Raw genomic sequence first — 12026 nt, 5'->3', positions numbered from 1 at the left:
AATAACTGGGAATTTTTTTGTAAAAATAAAATGCGTTATAGTTAATTTTTTCACTAATATAGTTTGTAGCTCTTTATCCCGAAGAAAAAGTTAATTTTATCCTTCAGAAGAGATTGAGAAAAAAATAACTTATGTTTTTAATCGCTTTTACCCCTTGAAATTATTGGGAAAAGGTACTAAAATTTAAATTGTACAGATATTTTAAATTAAAAAAATGGGGGACGCTATGAATCAATTGGAGAAGTTAAAAAAATTAAAAAAAGAGAAAAATGCAATAATTCTTGCACATTATTATCAAAATGCAGATGTACAGGATGTTGCTGACTATGTAGGAGATTCTTATTATCTGAGTGAAGTAGGAAGAGACAGTGACGCTGACATAATCGTATATTGCGGTGTGAAATTCATGGCTGAAAGCGCTAAGATACTTTCTCCTGAAAAGAAAGTATTGTTTCCGGCTCATGGAGATGCCACTTGCTGTATGGAACATCAAGCTACCCCTGGATTGGTATTGGAGATGAAAAAAAACCATCCAAATGCCAAAGTAGTAACCTATATAAACTCATCCAGTGAGGTAAAGGCAGTGTCAGATGCCTGCTGCACCTCTTCTTCGGCTGTAAAAATTGTTGAAAACATAGATGCTGATGAGATAATATTTGTACCGGATCAAAATTTGGCTTCATATGTAGCGGAACAGACAGATAAAAAAATAATCCCATTTGATGGTCAGTGTAATGTACATCATAAGGTGACTTTAGAGAATATAAAAAAATTAATAGAGGAACACGGAGAGGTGGAAATTTTGGCTCACCCGGAGTGCCAGAAAGAGATAAGAGATATCTCTACCTATGTGGGAAGTACAGCCGGAATATTAAACTATGCTAAAACTTCTCCCAATAAAGAATTTATTGTGGTAACTGAAAGAGGGATCCAGCACCAGCTGAAAAAAGACAGCCCGGAGAAGAGTTTTTATTTCCCGTATATGATATGTTCGCCTATGAAAAGAGTGTTTATAGAGACGATAATAGATGCCCTGGAAAATGAAAAATGCGAGATAGTGATGGATGAAGAGCTCATAAAAAAAGCTAAGGTTTCCCTCCTGAATATGCATAAATATGCAGGGGGATAGATATGAATTATGATGTGATAATCTGTGGAAGCGGGATAGCGGGTATCTATACAGCACTTAATATAAGCAGTGATTTAAAGATAGCGATAATTACCAATGGTAAATTAGAGAACTGTAATACATATCTGGCCCAGGGTGGGATAACTACAGTGAGAAATATAGAGGACAGAGAGTCTTTTATCGAAGATACCCTCTATGCCGGGGGAAATGAAAATAACTTAGAAACGGTGAGATTAATAGCCGACGAAGCAGATGAAAATATAAAAAAACTGGTATCCATGGGAGTGCCCTTTAATAGAGATGATCATGGGAACCTATTATATACCAGGGAAGCTGCACATTCTAAGAGAAGAATCCTGTATGCCAACGATCAAACTGGAAAACATATCTTTTTGACCCTCATAGAGGAGATGAAGAAGAGAGAGAATATAGAAATATTTTCAGAAGTGGAGATCCTGGATCTCATAGTTTCTGATGGAAACTCCTGCGGAGTATTGGGATATGATAAAGATAAAAACATATTGAAATTTTGGGGAGAGAAGGTGGTTCTGGCTACTGGCGGCATCGGGGGACTGTTTAAAAATTCTACCAACATGAGAAATCTAAAGGGAATAGGGGTAGCCCTGGCTAAAAAACACGGAGTAGGGATATCCGATGTAGGGGCTATCCAATTTCATCCTACAGCATTTTATGATCCGCAGAGTGAAAGACGATTTTTAATCTCAGAATCCCTCAGGGGAGAAGGGGCAAAGTTAAGGGATTTAGAAGGAAATAGATTTGTAGATGAACTCCTGCCCCGGGATGTAGTTGCAGCCAGTATAGAAGCAAAGAAAAAAGAGATAGGATCGCCCTATGTATATTTAGATGCCACAAAATTAAAAAGTGATTATTTAAAGGTAAGATTTAAAGGGATATATGAAAATTTACTGGAGAAGGGCTATGATCTGGCTAAAGACCTGATCCCGATAACAACTTCCCAGCATTATTTTATGGGGGGGATCACAGTGGATATGGACGGTAAAACCAGTCTGGATGGCCTGTATGCCTGTGGTGAGATTGCTTTTACAGGACTTCATGGAAGAAACAGGCTTGCCAGTAACTCCCTTTTAGAAGGATTGGTATTTGGAAACAGGGTAGCTATGTCTATAAATAGAGAAATTGAAGATGTAAAATTGAAAATGTATAATGTAGAGGTGATTCAAGAATTACCTAGAAACATAGATATAGAAAAAATAGAGGAAGAGAATAGAAAACTGGTTATAGATGAGATATTAAAGGTTAGGGAGGATTTAAAGGATGAACTTTCTGTTAATTGATAAGGTGATAAAAGATGCGCTGTTGGAAGATGCTGTAATAGATGACATAACAACGAACTCTATCTTAGATGCCGAGGCTGTATGTGAGGTGGATTTGATAGCAAAGGAAGAGGGGGTAATCTGCGGATTAGAGATCTTCAAAAGAACCTTTGATATCCTAGGCGGTGTAGAGATACAATTTATGACCACTGAAGGATCGGTGGTGAAACCCAAAGAGATTATAGCTAAGATATCTGGAACAGCGAAGAATATACTGAGTGGTGAGAGGGTGGCTCTCAACTTGATCCAAAGGATGTCAGGGATAGCCACTAAAACCAATAAGATGGTGAAGATCTTAGACGGGACAGGGATAAAACTTATGGATACCAGAAAGACAACTCCTAATTTGAGATATTTGGAAAAATATTCAGTAAAAGTGGGAGGGGGAAATAATCACAGGTATAATCTGATGGATATGGCTATGATAAAGGACAACCATATAATGGCTGCCGGGGGCAGTCTGACCAAAGCGGTGCTGGCTGTGAGAAATAACCATCCCTTTGTAAAGAAGATAGAGGTGGAGACTGAAAGCCTGGATCAGGTAAGGGAAGCGGTGGAAGCAGGGGCAGATATTATAATGCTGGACAATATGAATGTAGAAACCATGGGAAAAGCCATTGAAATAATAGATGGGAAAGCCATAGTTGAGATATCCGGGAATGTGGATGAAGCCAGGATAACAGAGATTAGAGGATTAAAAGTGGATTATATATCTTCAGGAGCCCTCACACATTCATATAGATCACTGGATATAAGTATGAAAAATTTAAAGTTGAAATAATTTTTTTAGTAGAAGACCGAGCTTCATAAGGATTGAAAAAACTTGGAAATTATGGTACTGTTTTTAACGGATATAAAAATAAGTAATTCCATATAATCTTTTAAATATGCTAAAAGAGTATCTACTAGGAGAGCGAAAATCTTCTTTCTATGGGCGCACGTGTGTGCCCTTTTTTTTATAGGATTATTTAAAAAAATAGGAGATGGAAAAATGAAAAAAAATGAATCAACAACGAAGTATATAGTCTTCGTTCTATTGGGTGCTGTAAGTTATGGGGTTCTTTCGACTTTTGTAAAGTTAGCTTATGGTGAAGGGTTTACATTGGGGCAGATTGTACTTTCTCAAGCAGGAATAGGATGTTTAGTTTTATGGCTCATGGTCTTTTTAAAAAAATTAACAGATAAAGAGTATAGGATAAATTTTAATAGAAACGATGCAATAAAGTTGATGCTGACAGGGATTCCAATTGGATTAACCAGTATAATTTATTATAAATCTGTTCAGGAGATTCCGGCTTCCATGGCTATATTACTGCTTTTCCAGTTTACATGGATGGGGAACTTAGTGGAGTGTGTTTTGGAAAAGAGACTGCCTTCTAAGACGCAGGTTATATCAATTGCATTACTTTTAATAGGGACGGCATTTTCATCCAATATTTTTGACGGCGGATTAAGCAGTTTAACATTTTTAGGTATAATATACGGACTCCTTGCAGCGTGTTCATATACAGCCTTCACCTTTGTCAGTGGGAAGGTTGCAACAAATGTGGATCCTGTGGAGAGAAGTGCGTTAATGCTGACAGGATCTCTTATTTTTATAGTGATTTTATTTCCTCCCACATTTCTTGGAGATGTTAAAATAGTTTTACCGCTATTAAAATACGGGGTGGCATTAGCATTGTTTGGAACGATTATCCCCCCATTGTTTTTTTCCATAGGGGTTCCTGTTGTTGGAGTAGGTTTGACCTCGATCCTAGCATCGGTAGAGCTGCCAGTAGCCATACTGGCCTCTACGACGATATTGCACGAAAGATCATCGATGATTCAATGGGTTGGAATTTTAATAATTTTAATAGGGATTACCCTACCGGGATACGTTCAGAAAAAATTCAAGCATCAGGTTGCATAAATTTATATTCGGAATAAAAAAAGGAGAAATTTTAAAATTTCTCCTTTTTTTTATAACACTAGACATTATCATCTTCTTAAAATCTGTGTAATCTGTGACAAAAATCATCCAAAAATCTTCTGGTCAAAAATCAAGCTGGCCTTATCCACAAATTCACTCCTATGAACTTGATTTAATGTGATGTGGGCAGTCTCTGGAAGTTCTTTCAGCCATTCGATAGATGCGTATAGTCCTGATTTGTCCGGATCTAATCTGGAGATTGTCTGCTGGGCAATGTCTCCTATCAAGATCAGCTTACTTCCCTCTCCGATCCTTGTAATCATCGATCTCATGGCATGGATATCGAATGACTGGGATTCATCGATTACAACTATTTTGTTGAGAAAACTAGATCCCAGAATAGAGGAGATATCCAGGACTTCTACTTTATCTTGATCTATCAGACCCTGTAAGATATCCACCCCTTTACGAGGTTTTTTTCCTCTGAGGTGCTGGATATTTTCAAGGGTAGTGGTGTAGTTGGCAAAATGTGTCAATAATTTTTCCTCTGTATCTCCAGTGGTGTATCCCTGATAACTCCACTTATCCAGAGGTGCTGTATTTTTACCGATCAATATTTTTTCATAACGGTTTCCTTCCAGTACCTGCTCCAGGGCTCCTGCAACTGCTAAAAGAGTTTTACCGCACCCCTGTCTGGAGGTCATTGTAACAAAGGGGATTTTGGGATCAAGGAGAACGTCCATGGCAAATTTTTGTCTGACATCCCTGGGAGAGATCCCGTATAGTCTGGCATCATCATATTTTAACCTTATGACCTTATTTCTTTTCTCATCAAATTTACCCACAATCTGATTATAGGAAAATTCTGTATAACCATAAAAAAATTGGTTGGGATACATAGATTTAATTTTTAGATCTTCCAGGGAGATCTCCTTGGCAGTATAGAATTTTTTTACCATCTCAGAGGTAACCTCGCAAGTGATAACACCTGTATAGAGATCATCTAATTTATGTTTGTCGGAAGCATCCAGGATGAGGCACTTTATCCCCAGGGAGGAAGCTTTGACCCTCATGCTGACATCGTTGGTCAGAAGAGTTTTCTCCTTATATTTTTCCATCATCATAAGGGCTAAGATTTTATTGTCCACATAGTGTGGATCCAGACCGGCAGGAATCAGGGAAAGGTCTCCCTGAATTTCTGTTTTTAAAATAACTTTATTATCAACTGTGATTCCCTCTATAAGGTTTCCGTTTTTTTCAATTTCTTTAAAGAATCTAAAAAATTGTCTGGCACGAAATCCGCTGTTTCCCTCCCTGGATTTAATTTTATCCAGTTCTTCTAGCACGTAGATAGGAATGATTATCTCACAATCATTGAAATCTCTCATAAAAAATGGGTTGGCAATTATAACATTAGTATCGACTATATATGAGTTCATGAGCTATACCTCCTAGTTTTGTTGATACAAGTATAGTATTTAAAATGTCAAATGGCAAGGTGAACAAGGGGAAAACTTTGGGTATGAGCACCTAAAAGATGAAGAAAAATATGTAGATTTTTCTTATAAAAATTCGAGAATTTATCTGTATTGATAGAGGGAAAAATATTTTTTTAAAAATAAATAAAAAAAACCTTGCAATCAAAAACCACCTGTAGTATACTAAATGAGTTCTGAAAAAACGAATGCTCGCATAGCTCAGTTGGGAGAGCACCTGCCTTACAAGCAGGGGGTCACTGGTTCAAGTCCAGTTGTGAGCACCATTTAAAATCTTATATATCATTTATGGGGGTGTAGCTCAGTTGGTTAGAGTGCCTGCCTGTCACGCAGGATGTCGCGAGTTCGAGTCTCGTCACTCCCGCCATATATGATGCCTTGATAGCTCAGTCGGTAGAGCAGAGGACTGAAAATCCTCGTGTCCGTGGTTCGATTCCGCGTCAAGGCACCATTTTATAAGATTAAATAATAAATAACGGCGACGTCGCCAAGTGGTAAGGCAGAGGTCTGCAACATCTCCATCACCAGTTCGAATCTGGTCGTCGCCTCCAATTTATAAAATTTTGAACCAGTCTTCTGACTGGTTTTTTTATTTAAAGTTTAATTTCTCGTCTTACTTTTGAATGAAAACCCCTGGATTATCTGTATTAAGTGGTGAAAGGTATATATAAATTAATATAACTTTAATTGTAAAGAAAGGGATAATATAGTAAACTATTCTTAGAGAGAAAAGAAATTTTAAATGAGGTGAAAGGATGGCTAAGAAAAAAGAATCGGTAGATAAAAATAAAGCATTAGAACTTGCGATGAAGCAGATAAAGAAAGAATACGGGGACGGATCTATAATGAAAATGGGAGAAAATGTCCATATGAATGTAGAGGTAATACCCAGTGGAAGTATAAATTTAGATAGAGCATTGGGACTTGGGGGATTTCCCAGGGGGAGAGTTGTTGAGGTCTATGGAGCTGAGAGTTCAGGTAAGACTACTATAGCTCTCCACGCCATAGCAGAAGCGCAGAAGATAGGCGGGATAGCTGCCTTTATCGATGCAGAGCATGCTCTGGATCCTAAATATGCAAAGGCCTTGGGAGTAGATGTGGAGGAGTTGTTGATATCTCAGCCGGATTACGGAGAACAGGCGTTAGAAATAGCAGATATGCTGGTAAGGTCAGGAGCTGTGGATATAATAGTCGTTGACTCGGTAGCAGCGTTGGTGCCTAAGGTGGAGATCGACGGTGAGATGAGTGACCAGCAGATGGGATTACAGGCAAGATTGATGTCTAAGGCATTGAGAAAATTGACTGCTAACCTGAATAAATCAAAAACTACCATGGTCTTTATCAACCAGATAAGGGAAAAAATTGGAGGGTTTGGATTCGGACCTCAAACAACTACAACAGGTGGAAGAGCACTTAAATTCTATTCGTCTGTAAGATTAGAAGTGAAGAGAGTGGGGTCTGTAAAACAGGGTGATGATATTTTGGGAAATGAGACCAAGGTAAAGGTAACTAAAAATAAGATAGCTCCTCCATTTAAGGAAGCTGCTTTTCAGATAATGTATGGAAAGGGAATCTCCAGAGTAGGAGAAATATTGGATCTAGGTATTGAGAATGATATTGTAGCCAAATCAGGAGCGTGGTTTAGTTATGGTGATATCAGACTGGGTCAAGGTAGGGAAAATGTAAAAGCCAGATTAGATGAAGATAAGGATCTTTTGAGTCAGATAGAAAAAGACGTGAATCTGATTTTATATCCAGTAATACCGGTAGAGGAAAAGTTCGCAAATGAAGATATTGAAATTTCAGAAGAATAAGATCTATCTTGAAAATGATGAAATTATAGATATAAACAGGGATATAAAAGCTAAGTATAGGATAAAAACTGATGGTGAGATCGGTGTAGATGAATATCACAATATTATCTACGATTCAGCTCTTTCAAAGTCATATTTTTTGTTGTCTAAACGTGATTATACGGTGAGAGACCTTCTGCAGAAATTGAGGATGAAATACAGGAGAAGTTCCGCGGTTGAAGGCCAGCTGCAGAAAGTAGTTTCTAAATTATCTGAATTGGGTTACTTGGATGACTACAGTTATGCTGAATCTTATATAAGTGCCAAAAAAAGTTTAGGCAGAAAGAGGATAGAATATGAACTGCATCTAAAAGGGATAGACTCCTCCACTATAGACAGTATCTATGGTGAGGAAGAGACAGATGAAAAGAAGATGATCTCTGATTTACTCCATAAGGTGAAAAATAAAGAGAAGGATAAGCAGGTAGCCTATTTTATGAGAAGGGGTTTTAAATTAGGGGATATACTGGATGTATTGAAAGGATTAGACTAAAGAGTCTAATCCTTTTTTAGTTAACTCTTCCTTTTTATGGTGTTTTTCACGATTATAAAAATTAAGTGTACTTAAAACTTAATTTAAAATGTGAACTTCGTAAAGGAAACCAAAGCGAGAATGGTTAGTGAATTTAAAGGAAATACCTTAGAAAATAGTAAGTGTATTATAGTGATATTTTGGAGGGGTGGGGATGAATCAATTTTCTAAAGAAATTAAATGGATAAAAAAGAATCGTAAATATATACTATTTTGGGGAATATTCATATTTGTGTTAATACCAAAATTTATTTTTATTATAGTTAAAGATGGTGAACACTTAGGATTTTTAGGGGGATATGTAGGGGCTATTTTGACCTTGGGAGGAGTTTGGTTTCAAATACAAAGGTTGGAAAAACACAGAAAAGAAGAAGAAAATGAAAGAGAGAAAGAAAAGAAGAGAAACGAAAGGAATAGAAAACTTGGGGTTTTAAAATATTTGAAGTTTGTATTGAAGGAGAATGTTAAAGGAGCAGAAAAAAATGATTGTGCACGTAACATGCAACTTAATTTATTATATTTAACTTCTTGGGATAGTTATAAGGAAGAATCTAAAGTGTTTAGTAAATTTAAAAATCAATTTATTGACAATAATCTAAATGTGATAATGGAGCTTGATAAAGATATTGGAGAAGATATTTTGAAAATGGAGAGATTGCTTGTTGATACTTTGGAAGATTATAATTATTTGTTGAAAAATAAAAAGAGGAGAAAAGTTTTATTTGAATCTCTTAAAGGCGATGAAAAATTAAAAGTTAAAGATATAGAGATATACGATATGGTTAGATCTAAAGAAGGAGAAATACCTTCTGATAAGATCGAGAAAGAAATGAAAAAATTAATAGAAGGTATAGGGGAGAAACTTCTCGGATCACAGCGGGAAGAAAAATGGGGAGAAATGTGGAAGTATCATCTGTTGGACATTAATTTAAATGGCAAGGGGTTTAAAATAATAGAGAAATCCGAAAAAGTACTGAAAAAAATTGAGGTTGAGTTAGAAAACATATAGAAAATAAGCTTTAATTAACATTGAGTTTGTAAAAATAGGAGGTTTTTATGAAAAAATTATTAGCGATGATGTTCATGATAATATTTAGTATTAGTTTTAGTGAAGAAAAACTTGTAGGTATTAGAGAATTTGATGGAAAATTGAGATTTGGAAATGAATTTGAAAAAATTATTTTAATTCGCCCTAATAATTTTGCGATTATTATTGGGAAGAGTGAAATATATACTGTATATTATGATGTTTTATTTCATTCTATGCTGTTTAAAAGTGGAGAAGAAGAATTAACATTTGAAAAAGCTACAACATTTATAGGGAGATCTAGTTTCTATGATATTTATAAAGTGAGAGAAGATATTGGGATAGTTTTGATGACGGTAGGAATGGGTAAGGAATTTCAAGTGACTAACCCAAGGCTTATAAAGGAAATACTTGAAAATGATTTTTCAAATTCAAATATAGATGCAATGCATGAGATTATTAATGAAGTTACAGCTTCTCATATAGATAAACAAATTATCTATATGGAAGGTATTATTGAGGGAAGGGAAAATTAATATTAATATGTATCTAAAGGAAGAATAGTTGAAAAAAGAGCAGAAAAAATTATAATGGGTATAGGAGCGGTAGGGGTTAAAAAATCTTTTGGGGAGGAAAAGGGAGAGAGGCTTAGTGATTTTAAAGGAAATATCTTAGAAAGGAGTAAGTGTACTGTAGTAGGGTTAGTTTGATGCAGGAGGTGTGGTTATGGAATTGGAAAAGTTGATGCCGTTAATAATATCAGGTATCAGTGCACTTGTAGCAGGAGTATCAGCATGCTATATACGGAAAGCCAATAAATTGATTGCATTACAGCTAGAATCACAGATTAGGGCGAGGATTGATGATGCATATAAAGAAATTTTAAATTTTAAAGATGGAGAATTACTAGATAGTGTTATTGAAAATTATTTTAATGCCTATGATTATGCTTGTAAAAAATATTTGAATAAAGAATTAAACAGAAAAAATTTTCGAGGCATGTATACTCATGAAATTAAAAACTTGTGTACTAAAGAAATCTATGTGAAACAAAGAAAAAATGGAGATTTTCGAGATATAAAAAAAGTTTATGAAGAAATCAAAAAAATAGGAGATAAATAATATGGATAAAAAAATGGGAATTATTGCTGTGCAGTTATCTAAAAATAATTATAGAAAAAGAAGAAAAGGGTTAAAAAAGCTTTCATCAGTCACTACTTTGACTTTGGAAAGTAAAGCGGAGATGATTGCACGCTCTAATTTTGATATAGAAAGTTATGGAACGCCTTGTAAAGGTTGTAATGATGAAATTACAAAAATACTTGAAAAGATAAAAGAAAAGCAAAAAAAGAAAAAGAGAAGAATGAAAATGAGTATTAAAAAATAACGTAAATGAAATACGAAAGAAGCCTCCTAAAAATATTCGACGACTAACTAAAGTGTGGGCAGTCGATTCTCTCACAACTCTAAATTTATGGAATAAATTTTTTAGAGTTATGGTGAAGACCTTCACGGTCTAATTTTTAGGAGGTTTTTTATTACAGAATCAAATTTTTTAATAAGTCTTGAACTTTTGGTTACTTTTTTTCAAGAGAAAAGTATCGGAAAGCATTGAATTTTGTTTCTTTCTCCCTTTGAGGGGGAGAGTCCACGAAGTGGGAGAGGGGGTAGAAAGATGAAGTCAGATATAATTCGTGTTCTATTGATTTATGATGATTGGTGCAGAATGGTGGCAAAAGTTAGAAGTTCTAAAGAGTCCCTCTTTAATACGGGTTCATTTCTCAGCTTGATCTGAGAAACAGAACCAAAGAGGATCAAGAAGGTTTATAATTGTCTTAGTGGAGTAAGTCACGATTGTTCTTGTAGGAACATTACAGTTGAAGCTCAACGACTATAAACTTCGAAGATAGAAGCCCAGAACTTAGCTTTGTCCGCCTTTAAAGCTAGAGGCGGAAACAGGTGGAGTATGAAGGTTACGTACATTCAAAATTTATTTTAGCTACAATCAATTTTGGTATTCGTGAATCGGGAAACTATAAAAAGGGAGAGTCCTGCAAAAACATACTATATATATGGAAACAGAGTAGAGGAAAAAAGCCTTGAATGTGGTTTCTTGAAATTTAGTATCATTAAAATAAAGGTGCTAAAAACAAAAACTTCTAAACCGGACATTTGTCCTGTATCTTTCTCTTCGTTTTTGATAAACTTACTAGGTATTTAAGAAGCGGAGAGCTAAAAAAAACTTGGTAATCCCCACAGTCACAAAAAAGGTTTATAACACAAAAAACATTTTGCATTTTTCAGAAAGTGTGATATACTATTTGGGTTGTGAAAGATAGTTGACCTTAAAACTATAAAACATTACAAGACGGGAGGTGCAATATACAAATGGCATCAAAGTTAAGAATCTATTTAAACGCTTATGATCACAAATTATTGGATCAATCAGCAGCAAAAATCGCAGACGTTGCTAAAAAATCTGGAGCGGAAATCGCTGGGCCAATGCCTTTACCAACAAAGATTAAAAAGCACACTGTATTAAAATCAGTTCACGTTAACAAATCTTCTAGAGAGCAATTCGAAATGAGAGTTCACAGAAGAATGGTTGAGATTAAAGACGCTACTCAAAAGACTATTTCATCTTTAACTGCAGTTAACTTACCAGCTGGTGTAGGTATTGAAATCAAACAAGTTTAATTACTAATGATTTCGTTTTGTTGGGTAA

The 12026-nt window shown here is 35.4% G+C and carries 12 protein-coding genes, 4 tRNA genes and 1 riboswitch; of the genes, 15 read left to right on the top strand and 1 reads right to left on the bottom strand.

Features of this window, described 5'->3' with window-relative positions; translation table 11 throughout:
• The first annotated feature begins 226 nt into the window (after positions 1-226).
• From nadA to DYH56_RS15785, 4 genes are all read left to right on the top strand, one after another.
• Positions 227-1129, top strand: coding sequence for a quinolinate synthase NadA (gene nadA, locus DYH56_RS07530; RefSeq protein WP_114642251.1), 903 nt, complete (start codon positions 227-229; stop codon positions 1127-1129).
• A gap of 2 nt (positions 1130-1131) precedes the next feature.
• The gene (locus DYH56_RS07525) at positions 1132-2445 is read left to right on the top strand and encodes an L-aspartate oxidase (protein ID WP_199532990.1); all 1314 of its coding nucleotides are present in this window, start codon (positions 1132-1134) and stop codon (positions 2443-2445) included.
• Complete coding sequence (gene nadC, locus DYH56_RS07520; RefSeq protein ID WP_114642249.1) at positions 2426-3265, top strand: carboxylating nicotinate-nucleotide diphosphorylase; 840 nt, start codon at positions 2426-2428, stop codon at positions 3263-3265. The genes DYH56_RS07525 and nadC overlap by 20 nt, the downstream gene beginning before the upstream one ends.
• Before the next feature lie 68 nt (positions 3266-3333).
• Positions 3334-3435, top strand: a riboswitch (purine riboswitch).
• A gap of 40 nt (positions 3436-3475) precedes the next feature.
• Positions 3476-4393, top strand: a complete 918-nt coding sequence (locus DYH56_RS15785) for an EamA family transporter (protein ID WP_147269601.1) — start codon at positions 3476-3478, stop codon at positions 4391-4393.
• Between the two features lie 104 nt (positions 4394-4497).
• Here the strand turns inward: DYH56_RS15785 and DYH56_RS07510 are convergent, their stop codons facing one another.
• Positions 4498-5832, bottom strand: a complete 1335-nt coding sequence (locus DYH56_RS07510) for a PhoH family protein (RefSeq protein WP_114642248.1) — start codon at positions 5830-5832, stop codon at positions 4498-4500.
• Positions 5833-6079: 247 nt separating this feature from the next.
• Between DYH56_RS07510 and DYH56_RS07505 the strand changes: the two genes are divergently transcribed.
• The 11 genes from DYH56_RS07505 (at position 6080) to rpsJ (ending at position 11998) form a co-directional block, all read left to right on the top strand.
• Positions 6080-6155 (top strand) — tRNA-Val (locus tag DYH56_RS07505).
• 24 nt (positions 6156-6179) lie between these two features.
• A tRNA-Asp gene (locus tag DYH56_RS07500) sits at positions 6180-6256 on the top strand.
• Between the two features lie 8 nt (positions 6257-6264).
• A tRNA-Phe gene (locus DYH56_RS07495) sits at positions 6265-6340 on the top strand.
• A gap of 26 nt (positions 6341-6366) precedes the next feature.
• Positions 6367-6440: transfer RNA gene (locus DYH56_RS07490), tRNA-Cys, on the top strand.
• 204 nt (positions 6441-6644) lie between these two features.
• Entirely contained in the window at positions 6645-7703 is a 1059-nt protein-coding gene (gene recA, locus DYH56_RS07485) for a recombinase RecA (protein WP_114642247.1), read from the top strand.
• The gene (locus DYH56_RS07480) at positions 7675-8235 is read left to right on the top strand and encodes a regulatory protein RecX (RefSeq protein ID WP_114642246.1); all 561 of its coding nucleotides are present in this window, start codon (positions 7675-7677) and stop codon (positions 8233-8235) included. Before recA ends, DYH56_RS07480 begins: the two co-directional genes overlap by 29 nt.
• A gap of 193 nt (positions 8236-8428) precedes the next feature.
• Positions 8429-9283 carry a hypothetical protein gene (locus DYH56_RS07475; protein ID WP_114642245.1) on the top strand — a complete coding sequence of 285 codons (855 nt, stop codon included), beginning with the start codon at positions 8429-8431 and terminating at the stop codon, positions 9281-9283.
• A gap of 47 nt (positions 9284-9330) precedes the next feature.
• On the top strand, positions 9331-9837 hold the full coding sequence (locus DYH56_RS07470) for a hypothetical protein (RefSeq protein WP_114642244.1): 507 nt from the start codon (positions 9331-9333) through the stop codon (positions 9835-9837).
• Positions 9838-10027: 190 nt separating this feature from the next.
• The gene (locus tag DYH56_RS07465; protein ID WP_114642243.1) at positions 10028-10423 is read left to right on the top strand and encodes a hypothetical protein; all 396 of its coding nucleotides are present in this window, start codon (positions 10028-10030) and stop codon (positions 10421-10423) included.
• Between the two features lies 1 nt (position 10424).
• A complete protein-coding gene (locus DYH56_RS07460; RefSeq protein ID WP_114642242.1) occupies positions 10425-10688 on the top strand; it encodes a hypothetical protein in 264 nt (87 codons plus the stop codon).
• A gap of 1001 nt (positions 10689-11689) precedes the next feature.
• The gene (gene rpsJ, locus DYH56_RS07455; protein ID WP_114642241.1) at positions 11690-11998 is read left to right on the top strand and encodes a 30S ribosomal protein S10; all 309 of its coding nucleotides are present in this window, start codon (positions 11690-11692) and stop codon (positions 11996-11998) included.
• The last annotated feature ends 28 nt before the right edge of the window (positions 11999-12026 follow it).

It is taken from the genome of Psychrilyobacter piezotolerans, from assembly GCF_003391055.1.
GTDB classification, from domain to species: Bacteria; Fusobacteriota; Fusobacteriia; order Fusobacteriales; family Fusobacteriaceae; genus Psychrilyobacter; species Psychrilyobacter piezotolerans.
The sequence above is the reverse complement of the archived record's forward strand: the minus strand, read 5'-3'. Positions and strand labels throughout refer to the sequence as shown.

Excerpts from the sequence above, each read along its gene's own strand:
- DYH56_RS07470 (WP_114642244.1), top strand. The coding sequence starts at position 9,331 with ATGAAAAAATTATTAGCGATGATGTTCATGATAATATTTAGTATTAGT.
- DYH56_RS07510 (WP_114642248.1), bottom strand. The coding sequence starts at position 5,832 with ATGAACTCATATATAGTCGATACTAATGTTATAATTGCCAACCCATTT.
- rpsJ (WP_114642241.1), top strand. The coding sequence starts at position 11,690 with ATGGCATCAAAGTTAAGAATCTATTTAAACGCTTATGATCACAAATTA.
- DYH56_RS07480 (WP_114642246.1), top strand. The coding sequence starts at position 7,675 with ATGAAGATATTGAAATTTCAGAAGAATAAGATCTATCTTGAAAATGAT.
- nadC (WP_114642249.1), top strand. The coding sequence starts at position 2,426 with ATGAACTTTCTGTTAATTGATAAGGTGATAAAAGATGCGCTGTTGGAA.
- DYH56_RS07465 (WP_114642243.1), top strand. The coding sequence starts at position 10,028 with ATGGAATTGGAAAAGTTGATGCCGTTAATAATATCAGGTATCAGTGCA.
- DYH56_RS07525 (WP_199532990.1), top strand. The coding sequence starts at position 1,132 with ATGAATTATGATGTGATAATCTGTGGAAGCGGGATAGCGGGTATCTAT.
- DYH56_RS15785 (WP_147269601.1), top strand. The coding sequence starts at position 3,476 with ATGAAAAAAAATGAATCAACAACGAAGTATATAGTCTTCGTTCTATTG.
- nadA (WP_114642251.1), top strand. The coding sequence starts at position 227 with ATGAATCAATTGGAGAAGTTAAAAAAATTAAAAAAAGAGAAAAATGCA.
- DYH56_RS07475 (WP_114642245.1), top strand. The coding sequence starts at position 8,429 with ATGAATCAATTTTCTAAAGAAATTAAATGGATAAAAAAGAATCGTAAA.
- recA (WP_114642247.1), top strand. The coding sequence starts at position 6,645 with ATGGCTAAGAAAAAAGAATCGGTAGATAAAAATAAAGCATTAGAACTT.
- DYH56_RS07460 (WP_114642242.1), top strand. The coding sequence starts at position 10,425 with ATGGATAAAAAAATGGGAATTATTGCTGTGCAGTTATCTAAAAATAAT.